The 14,758-nt window shown below is 64.7% G+C and carries 21 protein-coding genes; 18 read left to right on the top strand and 3 right to left on the bottom strand.

The window, feature by feature from the left end:
* Positions 1-45 precede the first annotated feature (45 nt).
* The 12 genes from TQ38_RS15105 to TQ38_RS15055 all read left to right on the top strand — a co-directional run bounded on the left by TQ38_RS15105 (position 46) and on the right by TQ38_RS15055 (position 8,401).
* A complete protein-coding gene (locus TQ38_RS15105) occupies positions 46-984 on the top strand; it encodes a heme o synthase (RefSeq protein WP_043971639.1) in 939 nt (312 codons plus the stop codon).
* A gap of 13 nt (positions 985-997) precedes the next feature.
* Complete coding sequence (locus tag TQ38_RS31295; protein ID WP_255417951.1) at positions 998-1,132, top strand: hypothetical protein; 135 nt, start codon at positions 998-1,000, stop codon at positions 1,130-1,132.
* A 1-nt stretch (position 1,133) separates the two neighbouring features.
* The gene (locus tag TQ38_RS15100) at positions 1,134-1,745 is read left to right on the top strand and encodes a cytochrome c oxidase assembly protein (RefSeq protein ID WP_043971637.1); all 612 of its coding nucleotides are present in this window, start codon (positions 1,134-1,136) and stop codon (positions 1,743-1,745) included.
* A gap of 89 nt (positions 1,746-1,834) precedes the next feature.
* A complete protein-coding gene (locus tag TQ38_RS15095; RefSeq protein WP_043971852.1) occupies positions 1,835-2,656 on the top strand; it encodes a cytochrome c oxidase subunit 3 in 822 nt (273 codons plus the stop codon).
* 82 nt (positions 2,657-2,738) lie between these two features.
* Positions 2,739-3,296 (top strand): SURF1 family protein, encoded by a 558-nt coding sequence (locus tag TQ38_RS15090; RefSeq protein WP_043971635.1) that lies wholly within the window; start codon positions 2,739-2,741, stop codon positions 3,294-3,296.
* A 244-nt stretch (positions 3,297-3,540) separates the two neighbouring features.
* Positions 3,541-4,944 carry a threonine synthase gene (gene thrC, locus TQ38_RS15085; protein ID WP_043971632.1) on the top strand — a complete coding sequence of 468 codons (1,404 nt, stop codon included), beginning with the start codon at positions 3,541-3,543 and terminating at the stop codon, positions 4,942-4,944.
* Between the two features lie 103 nt (positions 4,945-5,047).
* The gene (locus TQ38_RS15080) at positions 5,048-5,941 is read left to right on the top strand and encodes a class I SAM-dependent methyltransferase (protein WP_043971630.1); all 894 of its coding nucleotides are present in this window, start codon (positions 5,048-5,050) and stop codon (positions 5,939-5,941) included.
* A gap of 7 nt (positions 5,942-5,948) precedes the next feature.
* Positions 5,949-6,320: a dihydroneopterin aldolase gene (locus TQ38_RS15075; protein WP_043971628.1), complete on the top strand. Its 372-nt coding sequence runs from the start codon at positions 5,949-5,951 to the stop codon at positions 6,318-6,320.
* Between the two features lie 10 nt (positions 6,321-6,330).
* Positions 6,331-6,678 (top strand): Rossmann fold domain-containing protein, encoded by a 348-nt coding sequence (locus TQ38_RS15070; RefSeq protein WP_043971626.1) that lies wholly within the window; start codon positions 6,331-6,333, stop codon positions 6,676-6,678.
* Complete coding sequence (moaA, locus tag TQ38_RS15065; RefSeq protein ID WP_043971624.1) at positions 6,675-7,694, top strand: GTP 3',8-cyclase MoaA; 1,020 nt, start codon at positions 6,675-6,677, stop codon at positions 7,692-7,694. The genes TQ38_RS15070 and moaA overlap by 4 nt, the downstream gene beginning before the upstream one ends.
* A gap of 1 nt (position 7,695) precedes the next feature.
* Positions 7,696-7,956 (top strand): MoaD/ThiS family protein, encoded by a 261-nt coding sequence (locus TQ38_RS15060; protein ID WP_043971622.1) that lies wholly within the window; start codon positions 7,696-7,698, stop codon positions 7,954-7,956.
* 1 nt (position 7,957) lies between these two features.
* A complete protein-coding gene (locus TQ38_RS15055; RefSeq protein WP_043971621.1) occupies positions 7,958-8,401 on the top strand; it encodes a molybdenum cofactor biosynthesis protein MoaE in 444 nt (147 codons plus the stop codon).
* A 26-nt stretch (positions 8,402-8,427) separates the two neighbouring features.
* On the opposite strand, the gene TQ38_RS15050 is transcribed toward TQ38_RS15055, so the two are convergent.
* Complete coding sequence (locus TQ38_RS15050; RefSeq protein ID WP_043971850.1) at positions 8,428-8,955, bottom strand: hypothetical protein; 528 nt, start codon at positions 8,953-8,955, stop codon at positions 8,428-8,430.
* 263 nt (positions 8,956-9,218) lie between these two features.
* Between TQ38_RS15050 and rplU the strand changes: the two genes are divergently transcribed.
* From rplU to TQ38_RS15030, 4 genes are all read left to right on the top strand, one after another.
* Complete coding sequence (rplU, locus tag TQ38_RS15045) at positions 9,219-9,515, top strand: 50S ribosomal protein L21 (protein ID WP_007685436.1); 297 nt, start codon at positions 9,219-9,221, stop codon at positions 9,513-9,515.
* Between the two features lie 24 nt (positions 9,516-9,539).
* On the top strand, positions 9,540-9,812 hold the full coding sequence (gene rpmA, locus TQ38_RS15040; protein WP_043971617.1) for a 50S ribosomal protein L27: 273 nt from the start codon (positions 9,540-9,542) through the stop codon (positions 9,810-9,812).
* A gap of 236 nt (positions 9,813-10,048) precedes the next feature.
* Positions 10,049-10,606 carry a GNAT family N-acetyltransferase gene (locus tag TQ38_RS15035; protein ID WP_043971615.1) on the top strand — a complete coding sequence of 186 codons (558 nt, stop codon included), beginning with the start codon at positions 10,049-10,051 and terminating at the stop codon, positions 10,604-10,606.
* A 199-nt stretch (positions 10,607-10,805) separates the two neighbouring features.
* A complete protein-coding gene (locus TQ38_RS15030; RefSeq protein ID WP_043971613.1) occupies positions 10,806-11,375 on the top strand; it encodes a GNAT family N-acetyltransferase in 570 nt (189 codons plus the stop codon).
* A 42-nt stretch (positions 11,376-11,417) separates the two neighbouring features.
* Here the strand turns inward: TQ38_RS15030 and TQ38_RS15025 are convergent, their stop codons facing one another.
* Together TQ38_RS15025 and TQ38_RS15020 are read right to left on the bottom strand one after the other, a co-directional pair.
* Positions 11,418-12,182 carry a folate-binding protein YgfZ gene (locus TQ38_RS15025; protein ID WP_043971612.1) on the bottom strand — a complete coding sequence of 255 codons (765 nt, stop codon included), beginning with the start codon at positions 12,180-12,182 and terminating at the stop codon, positions 11,418-11,420.
* Between the two features lie 31 nt (positions 12,183-12,213).
* Positions 12,214-13,128, bottom strand: a complete 915-nt coding sequence (locus tag TQ38_RS15020) for a LysR family transcriptional regulator (RefSeq protein ID WP_043971610.1) — start codon at positions 13,126-13,128, stop codon at positions 12,214-12,216.
* 122 nt (positions 13,129-13,250) lie between these two features.
* On the opposite strand from TQ38_RS15020, the gene TQ38_RS15015 reads away from it, so the two are divergent.
* Positions 13,251-13,949 (top strand): pirin family protein, encoded by a 699-nt coding sequence (locus TQ38_RS15015; protein ID WP_043971608.1) that lies wholly within the window; start codon positions 13,251-13,253, stop codon positions 13,947-13,949.
* 109 nt (positions 13,950-14,058) lie between these two features.
* Complete coding sequence (locus TQ38_RS15010; protein WP_043971848.1) at positions 14,059-14,637, top strand: nitroreductase family protein; 579 nt, start codon at positions 14,059-14,061, stop codon at positions 14,635-14,637.
* The last annotated feature ends 121 nt before the right edge of the window (positions 14,638-14,758 follow it).

Raw genomic sequence — 14,758 nt, 5'->3', positions numbered from 1 at the left:
CATTCAGGCCCCTCGCTTTTAGGGCGCCGGCAGGTGTATGATCGAATGACAATGACGAGTCCCACCCCAGCGGCCGCAGCTGCCAACCCGCCACTCCCGGCCGATTGGCGAGACCTTATCGCACTGACCAAGCCGCGGGTGATGAGCCTGGTCATCTTCACTGGCCTGTGCGGCCTGCTTGCCGCGCCTCAGCATATCCACCCGGTTCTTGGCTTCACCGCTATCCTGTGCATCGCCATGGGTGCGGGCGGCGCCGCGGCACTCAACCAGTGGTGGGAGGCCGATATCGACGCCGGCATGAAGCGCACCGCGCAGCGCCCGATCCCCCAAGGACGCCTTGATCGCACCACCGCGCGCGATTTCGCCGGCGTGCTGTGCGCCGCCTCGGTGTTCCTGATGGGCGTTGCGATCAGCTGGCTGGCCGCCGCGATCCTGGCAATCTCGATCGTGTACTATGCGGTCGTCTATACGATTTGGCTTAAGCCGCGCACGCCGCAGAACATTGTCATCGGCGGCGGTGCCGGCGCGTTCCCGCCGCTGATCGGCTGGGTGGCGGCCACCGGCCACATCTCGGCTATGCCGGTGGTGCTCTTCGCCATCATCTTCATGTGGACCCCGCCCCATTTCTGGGCGCTGGCGCTCTATGTGAAGACCGATTACGCCAAGGTCGGCATTCCGATGATGCCGGTTGTCGCGGGCGAACGATCGACCCGTCGGCAAATCCTTGTTTACGCGATATTGCTGCTGCCGCTCAGCGCGTTGCCTTGGTGGCTGCCCGGTGATGAGCATGCCGGGGCGATCTACGGCGTCTCGGCGCTCGTCCTTTCCAGCGTGTTCCTCGGCTTCGCGATTCGCGTTGGCCTGCGTGAACGCACGGGTCCGGACGATGCGATGAAGCCGGAAAAGCAGATGTTCGCCTATTCGATCCTCTACCTCTTCGCGTTGTTTGCGGCGCTCGTCGTCGACCGCTTCATTCCTCTCTGATCGGAACCAGACGATGCCCAAATCGCCCAAGCAGCATGTACCCCAGAGCGTCGATCAGATCCGCCGCGGCCGCAACCGCGTGCTGGCGCTGAGCCTGGGCGCTTTCGTGATCCTCATCTTCTTCATCTCGATCGCCAAGATGGGCTGACATGGTGGCAAGCGCTCCCCCCACGCCGCGCCGTAGCAATCGCAGGACTGCGCTGACGGCGCTGTCGGCGGCGCTCGCCATGCTGGGGCTGGGCTATGCCTCGGTGCCGCTATACCGGATGTTCTGTCAGGCGACCGGCTACGGCGGCACTACCCAGCGCGCCGATGAGGCGCAGGCCGCCACAGTCAAGGATAGCGGGCGCACCATCTCGATCCGCTTCGATGCCAATGTCGAACGGAACATGCCCTGGCAGTTCAAGCCGCTACAGCGCACTGATACGGTTTCCATCGGCGCGCGCGATATGGCGCTGTTCTGGGCCAAAAACACCTCGGGCAAGACGGTGACCGGCACCGCCAGCTTCAACGTCGAGCCCGAACAGGCCGCACGCTACTTCAACAAGATCCAGTGCTTCTGCTTCACCGAACAGACGCTGAAGCCCGGTGAGGAAGTGCGCATGCCGGTGCTTTATTACATTGATCCGGCGATTCTGGACGATCCGGACAACAAGGACGTCCAGCAGATCACCTTGAGCTACACTTTCCATGTCACTTCGACCCAGGACAACTCTGGCGGCGATGCAAAGACACTGGACCGAACCCAAGCGGGCGGTTAAGGCCGGCACGGGAACCGTTTGCGTAATAAATTTCGCTCAAAGCGCTGCGCAAACGGCTGACAGATTGGATGAACGGGGACGAAGGTACCATGGCAGGCACGAAGAACCACGATTACCATATCCTTCCGCCGGACATCGCGCCGCTTGCCACTACCGTGGGCGCCTTCACGTTCACCACCGGCATGGTCCTGTTCATGCACGACATGCCCGGCGGCATGTTCGTGCCCTGGGCCGGCATGGCGATCCTGCTCGCCTCGATGTTCATGTGGTTCTCCAAGATCGTCCACGAAGCTCATGCCGGCGATCACACGCCGGTGGTGCAGCTGCACCAGCGCTACGGCATGATTCTTTTCATCGCTTCTGAAGTGATGTTCTTCGTCGGCTGGTTCTGGGCCTTCTTCGACTTCTCGCTGTTTCCCTCGGAGCTGGCGGAGTCGATTGGCGGACAATGGCCGCCCAAGGCGATCGAAGCGGTCATGGACCCCTTCTCGCTGCCGCTGCTCAACACCCTGATCCTGCTGTGCTCGGGCACCACGGTAACCTGGGCGCACCACTCGTTGATCCACGGTGACCGTGAAGGCCTGAAGAAGGGTCTTTGGGCCACCATCCTGCTGGGCGTGTTCTTCTCGTTCATCCAGGCTTACGAGTACATCCACGCGCCGTTCGGCTTCGGTGGCAACACCTATGGCTCAGCCTTCTACATGGCGACCGGCTTCCACGGCTTCCACGTGATCGTCGGCACGATCATGCTGATCGTCTGCCTGAAGCGGACCTACAACGGCGACTTCACGCCGCGCCAGCACTTCGGCTTCGAAGCCGCTGCATGGTACTGGCACTTCGTCGACGTGGTGTGGTTGTTCCTCTTCGTTGCCGTCTACATCTGGGGCGGCTGGGGTTACCCGACGCACTGATGCATCGACCCCGAATTTAACGAAAGGGCAGCCGAAGAACGCTTCGGCTGCCCTTTTCGCATCTCCAGCGCAGGAACCCCAAATGCGCCGCATTCCGATTATCGCCACGATCATTGTCCTTGCCGCCGTGGCGCTCATGGTTGCGCTGGGCTTTTGGCAACTGCGCCGCCTGCACCAGAAAGAGGCGTTGCTGGCGCACTATACCGCCGCCAGGGGCAACCCCTCGCCCGTGGAATGGACAAGCGCCGGCGTAGGCGAGGACATGCTCTACCGCCGCGCACGGCTCGAATGCGTGGGGACAGGCGCACGCAGCAGCATTGCCGGGCGCAATACCGCAAATCAGCCGGGCGTGGCGCAGACCGTCCGCTGCACGCTTCCTGGCGGCGGACAAGCGCTGGTCGTGTTGGGCTGGTCGCTGCAGCCGCTGGTGACGCCAAGCTGGAAAGGGGGCACGGTAACCGGCGTGATCGCGCCGGGGCCGCGTCTGGTGGCCGATCCGCCGCTTGAAGGGTTGGAGGCAAACGCTGGTCCCGATCCGGCCGAGCTGCCGAACAACCACCTGTCCTATGCGTATCAGTGGTTCCTTTTCGCGGGGACTGCTTTGGTGATCTACTTTCTGGCTTTGAAGAAGCGGAAGTAGGAAGACCTGGGGCCATCGCCCCAGACCCCGGTAATGTCGAGGTCATGTGCGCAGCTTCGTTTGCGCGCCTACCGAGGTCCGGAGACTTCATGGTCTGCGGCGGCAATGAGCGCGCGAGGCCTCTGCACGCACTAGGGCGACAGTAAAGTGGGCTAGGCCCCAAAGGCCATGTAGGTCCTCAGACCTACTTCTTCCCTACGCTTAGATTGCATTCTTCCCCGCCCATCGCTAACCGCGCTAACCCATGGAATACATCAGCACCCGCGGCAGCGCACCGGCGCTCGACTTCGAAGGCGCGACGCTCGCCGGGCTCGCATCGGACGGCGGCCTTTACGTGCCGCGCGAATGGCCTCGCTTCTCGGCGGACGAGATCGCGGCGATGGCGGGCCTTCCTTATGCCGAGCTGGCCGCAAAGGTCATGGCGCCTTTCGTCGCCGGCAGCCTCACCGAGGACCGCCTGCTCGAGCTGACGACGCAGGCTTACGGCCGCTTTGCCCACAACGCCGTCACCCCGCTCAAGCAGCTTGACGAGCAGCAGTGGGTACTGGAACTGTTCCACGGGCCGACGCTGGCGTTCAAGGACGTTGCGCTGCAGCTTCTGGGCCTGCTGTTCGAGGAATTCCTCGGCCGTTCGGAAGGCAACCTGACGATCGTCGGTGCGACTTCGGGCGACACCGGCTCTGCGGCGATCGATGCCGTGGCGGGCCGCGCCAAGGTCGACATCTTCATGCTGCATCCCAAGGGCCGCGTGTCCGACGTGCAGCGCCTCCAGATGACCACGGTGCTGGCGCCCAACGTGCACAACATCGCGCTTGAGAATGCGAACTTCGACGATGCGCAGGCGATCGTGAAGCGGGTGTTCAACGACAAGGGCATGACCGACCGCTTCGCCATCGGCGCGGTGAACTCGATCAACTGGGCGCGTCTAATGGCGCAGGTGGTCTATTACTTCGCTGCCGGTCTTCAGCTGGGCGCGCCGCATCGTAAGGTTGCGTTCTCGGTGCCGACGGGGAATTTCGGCGACGTCTTCGCCGGCTATGTCGCCGCGCAGATGGGCCTGCCGATCGAGAAGCTGATCGTGGCCACCAACGTCAACGACATCCTCCACCGCGCGCTGTCGGACGGCGATTATTCGCAGGGGACGGTTACGCCCACCGCAGCGCCTTCGATGGACATCCAGGTTTCGTCCAACTTCGAGCGTTTGCTGTTCGACCTGGGCGGTCGCGATGGCCTGGCCTTGGCAGAGCAGATGGCGGGCTTCGAATCGACCAGGGCGATGCAGCTCACCAACGCCCAGCGCGAAGGCGCTTCGGCGCTGTTCCAGTCCGCCCGCGCCGATGCCGACGAAATGGCATCGACCATCGCCTGGGCTTGGGAAAGCTGCGGCGAACTGATCGATCCGCACACCGCCTGCGGCCTGTTCGCCGCGCGCACGGCGGGGGTAGAGGCTGGCATCCCGGTCGTCACGCTGGCGACCGCGCACCCGGCCAAGTTCCCCGAGGCGGTAGAGCGCGCCACCGGCCACCGCCCGAGCCTGCCCGCCCGAGTCGGCGACCTGTTCGAGCGCGAGGAAAAGTGCAGCACGCTTCCCGGCACGTTCGAGGCGGTGACGGAGTTTGTTGCCCAGCTCGCCAGCCCGAAGGTCTGAGCGATGCGGTGCTTCGACAAGCTCGGCACTGGCGGCGTTGGATTTACGCAAGACCCGCTCATCCTGAGCCTGTCGAAGGATGCTCTGCGCAAGGGGCGGGCAAATGGCTGATCTTGTTGCCCAGCCGCAGATCCTCACAGGCGAGGGGTGGGCGGACTATGGCCTCGTCGATTCGGGCCACGGCCGCAAGCTGGAGCGCTACGGCCCGTATCGCTTCGTGCGGCCCGAGCCGCAGGCGATGTGGAGCCCGCGCCTTGCCGAGACCGAATGGGACGCGCACGGTGAATTCGTGCCCGGTTCCGACGAGGACGGCGGCGGCCGCTGGCAGTTCGACAAGGCCGTACCGCGCGATGGCTGGCCGCTGGCGTGGAACGAGGTTTCGTTCACCGCGCAGTGCACGCCGTTCCGCCACCTCGGCTTCTTTCCGGACATGGCCCCGGTGTGGGACTGGATGCGCGCCATGCTGGCCGGCAAGGACGATGCCAGCACGCTGAACCTGTTCGGCTACACCGGCGTTGGCAGCCTTGCGCTTTCGGCGCATGGCCCGGTGACGCACGTGGACGCCTCGAAGAAGTCAGTGGCGCAGGCGCGTGAAAACGCCATGCTGGCCGGCCTGGACGACCGCCCGGTGCGCTGGCTGATCGACGATGCCGCCAAGTTCACCGCGCGCGAGGTTCGCCGCGAGAAGCGCTACGACGGCATTATCCTCGATCCCCCCAAGTTCGGGCGCGGCCCCACCGGCGAGACATGGCGTCTGGAGGAGAACCTCCCGGACCTGCTGGCCGACTGCCGCCGGCTGCTCGACGGTAACAGCCGCTTCCTGTTCCTCACCGTCTACGCGGTGCGCATGTCGTCGCTGGCGCTGGCCGGGCTGATGGCGGAACTTTTCGCCGACCTGCCCGGCACCATCGAGCACGGCGACCTTGCCGTGCGCGAGGACGAGAGCGGTAGACTGCTTCCCACCGCGATCTTCGCGCGCTGGTCGAACCCTGAGTAACCGCGCCATGGCCGATTCGCTGATCCTTGAAATTGCCGACTTCGAGCAGGATGTCCTCACCGGCATCTATTCGGAGGAAACCGGCAAGCCGCAGCCGCTGCGCTTCACCATTTCGGTGCGGCTGAAGCCGGCGGACCACTACGCCCCCGACACCCCGCTGACGGCCAGCAAGAACTACATGGACCTCAAGTTCGCGGCCTCGGAAGGGCTGCCGGCCGGCGTCCACTTCAAGCTGATCGAGGCTGTGGCCGACCACGTCTGCGAAACCCTGTTCGTGCAGGACGAGCGGATCGAGTCGATCACGGTGAAGATCGTGAAACTGGCGCTCAGCGAAAATGGCGAACTGATCGGCATGACCCTGACGCGGGATCGCCGGTGAGGAACTGGCGGTGAGCGAACTGCTGCATCTCGGGCCGCTTGCCGAGGATGCGCTTGAGGCGGCCGCCGATTTCCATGCGCGGCTGCTGCCCTCGATCGAGATGACGCTTCTGGGCGGCGCCGATCCGCTGACGCTGGTATTCCTGCCCGCAGGCAGCGATCACCGCGCCTGGCGCCTCGCCGCCGTGCAGGGACTGGCCCGGCGTTTTGCGCCCTCGCGTCTCAACGCGGTGGAAAGCGACGACGCTAAGGCTATCGCTGCTACGCAAGGCTGGCTCGCCGAAGCAGGCGGCGTTACCGGGCAAATGCTTTCGCTCGATGGCAATGGCGCAGTCGGAGTGCTATATCCGGCGCAATGAGCACGCTGGCGCCTCTCGTCGATCAATTCCAGCGCAGGATCACCTATCTGCGTTTGTCGGTTACCGACCGCTGCGACCTGCGCTGCACCTATTGCATGCCCGAGCGCATGACTTTCCTGCCGAGGAAGGACGTGTTGACCCTGGATGAGATGCACGACCTTGCGCTCGGCTTCATCGCGCGGGGGATCACGAAAATCCGGCTGACCGGCGGCGAACCTCTAGTGCGGCGGGACATGATTGATCTGGTCCAGGCGATCGGCCGCAGGATCGGCGCTGATGACGGTCAGGGCCATCTTGAGGAACTGACCCTTACCACCAACGGCACCCGGCTCGCCGAATTCGCCGAGGATCTCTACCGCGCGGGTATGCGGCGCATCAACGTTTCGCTCGATACGCTGGACCGGGCCGGCTTCGCCCGCCTCACCCGGCGCGATTCGCTGCCGCAAGTGCTGGAAGGGCTGGCGGCGGCCAAGGCGGCGGGGCTCAGGGTGAAGCTCAACACCGTCGCGCTGAAGGGCGTGAACGAATACGAGATCGCCGACATCGTCGCCTGGGCGCACGCGCAAGGCTTCGAGGCGACGCTGATCGAGGTCATGCCGCTGGGCGAGGTCGAGGAAGATCGCTTCGACCACTACTTGCCGCTCCTGGCCGTGCAGGACGATCTGGCCCGGCGCTGGACGCTCACTCCCAGCGGCCACCGCACCGGCGGCCCCGCGCGGTACTGGGATGTGGCGGAAACGGGCGGGCGCCTTGGCCTGATTACGCCGCTGACCAACAACTTCTGCGACGGTTGCAATCGGATTCGCGTGACCGCCACCGGGCAGCTTTATGCCTGCCTCGGCGGTAACGAACAGGTCGATTTGCGCGCGGCGCTGCGTTCGGATGATCCCGCCGCCGCGCTTACCGATGCGCTGAACATTGCCATGAAGATCAAACCCGCGCGCCACAGCTTCGCCATCGATGCGCCCGGCGGCGCTCCGGCCTTGGCGCGGCACATGTCGATGACCGGGGGCTGACATGAAGGCAAAGCTGGTGTTCCTGGGCCGGCTCGAGGAGCAGGCCGGGCGCGGTTTCGAGGATATCGCTGCTAGCGCACCCCTGGATTGGACCGACGTGCTGGGCTGGCTGGGCGACTGGCACTCGATCGAATTCGCGGAAGCTGTCGACGGCGAGAAGGTCAAGGTCGCGCTGAATGGCGCGCTGGTTGCCGACAAGCATGGCATCGTCCTGAACGACGGCGACGAGATTGCTTTCCTTCCCCCCGTTTCGGGCGGCTGACATGTCCGATGTCCGTCTGCTGACCTCGGCCTTCGATCCGGCGGAGGAACTGCGCGCGTTCACCGCTGCACTGCCCATGGCGGGCGGGATCGTCAGCTTCCTCGGCCAGGTGCGGGAAGGGGGCGGCGTAGAGGCGCTGGAACTCAGGCATTACGATCCGCTGACCCTGCCGGCGATGGAAGGCCTTGCTGCGCGGGTGCGTGACCGCTGGCAGCTGGACGGACTGCTGGTGATCCACCGCAGCGGCGTACTGGTTCCAGGCGAGCCGATCGTCCTCGTCGCGGCGGCTGCACGGCACCGCCGCGATGCCTTTGCCGCCGCTGATTTTGCGATGGACCACCTCAAGAGCGAATCGTGGTTCTGGAAGCGCGAGAAAGTCGGCGGCGAATGGAGCTGGATCGAACCGCGCGCGCAGGATTTCGAGGATATCGGTCGCTGGCGCTAAGGTCGCCTTCGCCGGCGGGGCCGATTCTAGCCCTTCAGGCGTCCCGAAAGGTCGGCGATGACCTTGTCCTGCGCATCGAGCAATGCCGCCACTTCGGACCGGGCCGAGGTGATCGCCAGCGTGCTGGGCGATTCGTCGAGCGGGGCGGCGTCGCGCGCATCCGCATAGAGCGTGTCGAGATCGGCCAGCGCGCCCATGCCGCTGGAGCGACTTGATTCGAGCTTGGCGAGGGCAACGCTCGCCGTGCTCCACGAATCGGTGCCGACACCGCCAGACGCTGCGACCGCGCGCGTCGCGGCGGCGCGGTTCGACTGGAACTGCCGGTCGGCCGCCTGCGCGACTTTCACCAGCCCCGCCAGCCTCGTGACGAGGTCTGCGCTGGCTGGGGGCAGAGCGGGGACAGGGGCGGCTTCTTCAACGGCTGCGGGCGTGCCCGAGCCGCTGACACGCTCGACATCGCGCTGTGCGAGCGAGGGATAAGCGCCGGAGGTGGAACAGGCTGCCATGCCGAAAGGAAGCAGAATGGCGAGGTAGCGGGCTTTCGCGCGGGTCATGATGCTGCCATAGCATGGCCGCGCCATAGCGGGAGTGTCTTTCGTGGAGACGTTGTTCGGTTGCCGGATCATCCCGCCAGCTGCTGCAATCAGGTTGACACGAATCGGTGCATCCCCTAACGGCAGCGCTCTTTCCGGCACCCCGCGCCAAGCGGGATGGTCGGCGCGTCGCCCGAAAGGCTCGAGGTTCCCCTGGGATCCAGAGCGCCGGGGCAAGTTCTGTTTCGGCTCGTTTCGGGCATTTGATATTAGGTAAGGGCACCATGTTCGCAGTTGTGCGCACGGGCGGCAAGCAATACCGGGTTGCCGCCGGAGACAAGATCGCGGTTGAGAAGCTGGCTGGAGAAGCTGGCGACAAGATCACCCTGGGTGACATTCTTCTTGCCGGCAAGGACGGCGAGGTCGCGGACATTGCGAACCTTACGGTCGCTGCCGAGATCATCGCGCAGGCCAAGAGCGAGAAGGTCGTGGTGTTCAAGAAGCGCCGCCGTCACAACTACCGTCGCAAGAACGGCCACCGCCAGCAGCTCACGCTGCTGCGCATCGTGTCCGTCGGCTGACCCAGATTTTCGGAGTAACCAGAAATGGCACATAAGAAAGCAGGCGGTTCGTCGCGTAACGGTCGCGACTCTGCTGGCCGCCGTCTCGGCGTAAAGAAGTTCGGCGGTCAGGAAGTGATCGGCGGCAACATCATCATTCGCCAGCGCGGTACCCGCGTATATCCGGGCGTGAACGTCGGCATCGGCAAGGATCACACCTTGTTCGCGACGGCCGAAGGCCGCGTGCGCTTCCATGGTGGCAAGCAGGGACGCAAGTACGTCTCGGTTGACGCCGTGATGGCGGAAGCCGCCGAATAATCGGATGGTCGATATACGGGCCATCCTGACGGGATGGCCCCGCCACGCTTCCTGAGCGTGGCATTAGAGGGAGAGGGCCATAAAGCCCGTCTCCCTTTTTTCGTTTCTCCCTCCCGCAACCTGTGTTTCCGCCCGGTTTCAGCCGGTTCGGGGACGCTCCCTGTTACGCGATATCCGCGTAATCGCATTGTCACGCCCGGCTGCTAGGCGGCCGGCGGGGCGGATGGAGAGACGATATGTTCATTCGCAGTGAACGGCTGTTCCTGCGTCCCGGCTGGGCCGAGGACTGGGAAGAGCTGCTGGCCCTGCTCGGCGACGAGACGGTCGTGCGCAATCTTGCCAACGCGCCCTGGCCCTACACGGCCGAGGATGCGCGCAGCTTCATCGCCATGCCGCAGGACCACCTGCTGCCGCGTTTCCTCATCACCGCGCCGGGCGCGGATGGCGCGCGGCTGATCGGAGGCTGCGGCCTGTCGCTGCTCGATGGCGAGGTGAACCTTGGCTACTGGATCGAGCAGCGCGAGTGGGGGCGGGGTTACGCCAGCGAGGCTGCGGGGGCGGTTCTGCGCATTGCCCATGCGCTGGGTCACCGGCGTGTGGTCGCCAGCCACTATATCGACAACGCCGCTTCTGGACGAGTGCTCGAAAAAGTGGGCTTCCGGCGCACCGGGCGCGTGATCGAGCGGTTCAGCAAGGGGCGCGGTTTTGCCAGCCCTACGCGCGAATACGAAGTGCGATTCGATTCGCCAAGTGACTGCGACGACGATGCCATGGCGGGCCTTCAGGCAGCCTGACGGGCGATTCGCAGATAATTGCATGATTCGTCCATGAGAACGGCCCTCAGGATTTTCCCGGAATGCCGTTCTCATGGGGCGTTAATGCATCACTGTCAGAAATTTGGTCTCTTCCCCCATACGGCGTGCAGAAAACGTAGTGCATTCGCTGAAACATGCAGGCATTATCGTTGTACGCAAAATGACGGAGAACCATCGAATGTTCGTCCGCACGGAGAGACTGTTTCTAAGGCCTGCCTGGCCCGAAGACCTTGACGACATAGTCGAGGCGCTTCTGGACGAGGACATCCAACGCAATCTTGGGGTAGCGCCGCTGCCCAGTACGATCGAAGGTATCAAGGCTTACATAGAAGGGCCGGGCGATCCGCGTCTGCCGCATTTCTTCATGTACCTGCGCGCGCCGGGTGGACCGCAGCTTGTCGGCGGGATCGGCCTGGGTCGTTACGAAGGCGAGGTGGAAGTGGGCTGCTGGATCGTGCCGGGCCAGCGCGGACGCGGGTTTGCCGGCGAGGCGCTGCGGGCGATGATCGCCCAGTCGCGGGCGTTGGGCTACCGGCGGCTTGTCGCCAGTCACTTCGCCGATTGTGCGGGCACGCAAAGCGTGCTCGAAAATGCAGGCTTCCGCGATACTGGGCAAGTGCGCTCGCGCTATAGCGCCGGGCGGGCGATGGAAGTCGCGGTGCGTATCTACACGGCGGACCTGGAGAGGCGCGCCAGCCCCCGGATGGACATGTCCGGCTCGGCAATGATTGCGCAGACTGCGGCCTAAGGCTGCTGCTGCCTAGTCATTGCCGGGAGGACTGCTTGCGCGTCAGGCCTGTGCGGCCATCCACACCGGCGTCATATCCGCTGCGAGGTCTTCCACCCGCAGGTGGTCGACTGCCAGCCCGAGGTCTGGATAGGCGGCGCGGCGGCGCTTTTCGTCGGAGCGGTCCAGCGGCACCACCACAAGGCGGCGGTTCACTTTCGCGCGCCAGTTCATACGCGCGGTGTTTTCCTGCCCGACGTAGCAGCCCTTGGTAAAGCTGACGCCGTTCAGTTCGCCCGCATTGCATTCCAGCCAAAGCGTTTCGCCGTCGCCCAGTTCGGCGCGGCCTTCCATCACGCCTAGCGACAGGCGGTGCGCGCGCCATGCCGCGTCGGCGCCGGTTTCCGCGTCTTGCGGGTCGGTGGGATCGACGGGGGCGATCCAGCGTTCGCCCAGCGCGTGGAGGCGCGGGTCAGGTGCGGCGCCGTCGCCGGTATGGGGGCGCCAGTGGACGGCGGAGTGGTCGTCGCGGGCGATGTCGATCGCCTTGCGCAGGCGGTACATCGACAAGCGCTTCACCAGCGCGTCGGCGACCTCGGCCTCGCAGTCGAGGAGCAGGCCGCGACCTGCAGGCCAGACGATGAAGTCGAACAGCGCCTTGCCCTGCGGGCTCAGCAGCCCGGCCCAGACAGGTAGAGCCTTGGCGACGTCGGAAGTCACCAGCCCTTGCAGGAAATCGACGACGTTTTCGTCCGATGCGACCCCTTCCGAATCAGTACGCGGGGAAAGCCGGATCAGGGCGCGGTCGAACAGGCGGGTTGCGGTCATGACCCCTAAGTGGGGCGAATCGCAGCCATGCTCAAGAGCCGGAAGGACACTTCGCCAGACGATCGCGCAATTCGTCCAACACCCATAGCGCCGCCGGGCCGGGCGGGGTGTCCTTGCGCCACAGGGCGACGAGGGCGTAGTCGATCACCGGGCGCTCCGGCAGGTGCAGTTCGACCAGAGCCCCCGATGCCAGATCGCCCTTCACGACATGGCGCGGCATCGAGCCCCAGCCGATCCCTTCCTTGAGCAGCGCGTGCTTGGCGCCAAGGTCCGCCAGCCGCCACGAACGCGCGCTGAACACGGAGAAATCGCGGCCCTCGGTCAACGGCGAGCGGTCGGTGAGGACGAGTTGGAGGTGCTTGCGCGCTTCGCCGGGCGCGATTCGTCCGGTCCTGGCGAGGGGGTGATCCGGCGCGGCCACCGCCACCAGTTCCACCGAACCGATGGTCTCGCGCTCGATCTCCGGCAGGTCGAGAATGTCCGGGCCGGCAACGGCCAGCGTCGCCCGGCCTTCCAGCGCCAGCGCCGCCACCGCGCCGAGCGCCTCGACATGGAGGCGCAGCGGCACCGTGGGGAACCGCGCCTGAAAATCGCGCAGCAGGCGGGCCAGCACATTACCAGGCACCATCACGTCCACCGCCAGCGACAGTTCCGCCTCCAGCCCCTGACGCAGGCTGCGGACCTTGGCGAGCAGGGCGTCGACATCGTCAGAGATCGCGTGAGCCTCGGACAGCAGGGCGCGGCCTTCCTCCGTCAGGGTGGGGCGGCGTGAGCCTTCACGGTCGAACAGGCGTACATCGAGCTGCGCCTCAAGCTGGGCGATGGCATAGCTGACCACCGAGATCGCGCGGCCCAGCTTGCGCGCGGCGGCGTTGAAGCTGCCTTCCTCCACCACGGCAAGGAAGCAGCGCAAGTGATCGAGGCTGGGCGGGACGAGTTCAACCATTCAACTTTTCCGAATAATTCAGTCGATTTTATCGCAATTATGCGATTGCCTGACAAGGCCTAGATAGGGGGCAATCCAGGCCGTCAGCGGCCGCAACCTTCTTATCAAGAAAGGCGTACCCCATGATCGAACTGCGCCCCTTCGACACTCTCGGCGCCGCCAACCATGGCTGGCTCGATGCGCATCATCACTTCTCTTTCGCCGATTATCACGATCCGGCCCGTACCAACTGGGGCCGCCTGCGCGTGTGGAACGACGATACCATCGCCGCGAAGTCCGGCTTTCCGCCTCACCCGCACCGCGACATGGAGATCATCACCTATGTGCGCACCGGCGCGATCACTCACCGCGATTCGATGGGCAATACCGGCCGCACCGGCGCCGGTGATGTTCAGGTGATGAGCGCGGGCACGGGTGTCCAGCACTCCGAATTCAATCTGGAGGACGAGGATACCACGTTGTTCCAGATCTGGATCATGCCCGACCGCCGCGGCGAAAAGCCCGGCTGGGGCGCGCGCCCTTTCCCCAAGGGCGACCGCACCGGCCGCTTTGTGACTTTGGCCAGCGGCATTGCCGGGGACGAGGACGCATTGCCGATCAACGCCGAGGCCCGCGTTCTGGCGGCCACGGTCAAGGCCGGCGAAACGGTGACTTATGAAACCGAAGCAGGCCGCCATTCCTACCTCGTTCCAGCCACCGGGCGGATAAAGGTGGGCGACGTGGAAGCCAACGCCCGCGACGGTGTGGCAATCACCGGCCTCGATACCATTTCGGTGACCGCACTTGAGGATGCCGAACTGGTACTCGTGGACGCAGCCTGACATAGCGCGGGAAGGTGATTCGAAGCCCATGGGTTCAAATTCATGGGGCACGGTCACCTTCCTGCTTGCGCAAACCTTTTCTCCCATTTGCAAACAAGGACAGTTTTCGATGACCGGACGCATTGCCAACCCCAAGATCGAGAAGCTCATCGTCGATCGCTGGAGCCCCCGCGCCTTCGACGGCAGCGAGATGCCCCAGGAAGACCTCGACGCGATCTTCGAAGCGGCCGGCTGGGCGCCCTCGGCGTACAACGTGCAGCCCTGGACCTTCCTCTACGCCAGGAAGGGCGATGCCAACTGGGAGCTGCTGCTCGACCAGCTGATCGACTTCAACAAGGGCTGGGCCAAGGAAGCCTCGGCGATCGTGTACATCGTCTCGGACAAGTACATGCGTTCGGAAAAGGGCAACTCGGATAATCACAGCCACAGCTTCGACGCCGGTGCTGCCTGGGTTCTGGCCGCGCTTCAGGCGCAGGCGCTGGGCTATCACACCCACGGAATGACCGGCCTGAAGTTCGGAGAGGCAGAGGCCGCGCTGGGCATCCCCGCCGACCACCGTCTGGAAGCGGCTTTCGTGATCGGCAAGCAGGGCGACAAGTCCTCGCTGCCCGAGTTCCTTCAGGAGCGCGAAGTCGTCAGCAACCGCAAGCCGGTTGCCGAAATCGCCAAGGCCGGCAAGTTCGCCTGATGCGGTAAAGTTCGGGCGCCCGTTGCATCCCCCCTCAAGCTGCGGGCGCTCTCGGCCCGGTCTGCTTTTATGAGCAGACCGGGCCGTTTTCTTTCATCGTTGCGAATCGAATCCCGGATGA

The organism is Novosphingobium sp. P6W (assembly GCF_000876675.2).
Taxonomy (GTDB): Bacteria; Pseudomonadota; Alphaproteobacteria; order Sphingomonadales; family Sphingomonadaceae; genus Novosphingobium.
Note: the sequence above shows the minus strand (reverse complement) of the source record. Positions and strands in the feature narration are given on the sequence as shown.

What these genes read in the sequence shown, in the direction of transcription:
- TQ38_RS15015 (WP_043971608.1), top strand. Translation starts at nt 13,251, where the DNA reads ATGATCGAACTGCGCCCCTTCGACACTCTCGGCGCCGCCAACCATGGC.
- rplU (WP_007685436.1), top strand. Translation starts at nt 9,219, where the DNA reads ATGTTCGCAGTTGTGCGCACGGGCGGCAAGCAATACCGGGTTGCCGCC.
- TQ38_RS31295 (WP_255417951.1), top strand. Translation starts at nt 998, where the DNA reads ATGCCCAAATCGCCCAAGCAGCATGTACCCCAGAGCGTCGATCAGATC.
- TQ38_RS15105 (WP_043971639.1), top strand. Translation starts at nt 46, where the DNA reads ATGACAATGACGAGTCCCACCCCAGCGGCCGCAGCTGCCAACCCGCCA.
- TQ38_RS15090 (WP_043971635.1), top strand. Translation starts at nt 2,739, where the DNA reads ATGCGCCGCATTCCGATTATCGCCACGATCATTGTCCTTGCCGCCGTG.
- TQ38_RS15010 (WP_043971848.1), top strand. Translation starts at nt 14,059, where the DNA reads ATGACCGGACGCATTGCCAACCCCAAGATCGAGAAGCTCATCGTCGAT.
- TQ38_RS15030 (WP_043971613.1), top strand. Translation starts at nt 10,806, where the DNA reads ATGTTCGTCCGCACGGAGAGACTGTTTCTAAGGCCTGCCTGGCCCGAA.
- TQ38_RS15075 (WP_043971628.1), top strand. Translation starts at nt 5,949, where the DNA reads ATGGCCGATTCGCTGATCCTTGAAATTGCCGACTTCGAGCAGGATGTC.
- thrC (WP_043971632.1), top strand. Translation starts at nt 3,541, where the DNA reads ATGGAATACATCAGCACCCGCGGCAGCGCACCGGCGCTCGACTTCGAA.
- rpmA (WP_043971617.1), top strand. Translation starts at nt 9,540, where the DNA reads ATGGCACATAAGAAAGCAGGCGGTTCGTCGCGTAACGGTCGCGACTCT.
- TQ38_RS15095 (WP_043971852.1), top strand. Translation starts at nt 1,835, where the DNA reads ATGGCAGGCACGAAGAACCACGATTACCATATCCTTCCGCCGGACATC.
- TQ38_RS15080 (WP_043971630.1), top strand. Translation starts at nt 5,048, where the DNA reads ATGGCTGATCTTGTTGCCCAGCCGCAGATCCTCACAGGCGAGGGGTGG.
- TQ38_RS15055 (WP_043971621.1), top strand. Translation starts at nt 7,958, where the DNA reads ATGTCCGATGTCCGTCTGCTGACCTCGGCCTTCGATCCGGCGGAGGAA.
- TQ38_RS15035 (WP_043971615.1), top strand. Translation starts at nt 10,049, where the DNA reads ATGTTCATTCGCAGTGAACGGCTGTTCCTGCGTCCCGGCTGGGCCGAG.
- TQ38_RS15100 (WP_043971637.1), top strand. Translation starts at nt 1,134, where the DNA reads ATGGTGGCAAGCGCTCCCCCCACGCCGCGCCGTAGCAATCGCAGGACT.
- moaA (WP_043971624.1), top strand. Translation starts at nt 6,675, where the DNA reads ATGAGCACGCTGGCGCCTCTCGTCGATCAATTCCAGCGCAGGATCACC.
- TQ38_RS15025 (WP_043971612.1), bottom strand. Translation starts at nt 12,182, where the DNA reads ATGACCGCAACCCGCCTGTTCGACCGCGCCCTGATCCGGCTTTCCCCG.
- TQ38_RS15050 (WP_043971850.1), bottom strand. Translation starts at nt 8,955, where the DNA reads ATGACCCGCGCGAAAGCCCGCTACCTCGCCATTCTGCTTCCTTTCGGC.
- TQ38_RS15020 (WP_043971610.1), bottom strand. Translation starts at nt 13,128, where the DNA reads ATGGTTGAACTCGTCCCGCCCAGCCTCGATCACTTGCGCTGCTTCCTT.
- TQ38_RS15060 (WP_043971622.1), top strand. Translation starts at nt 7,696, where the DNA reads ATGAAGGCAAAGCTGGTGTTCCTGGGCCGGCTCGAGGAGCAGGCCGGG.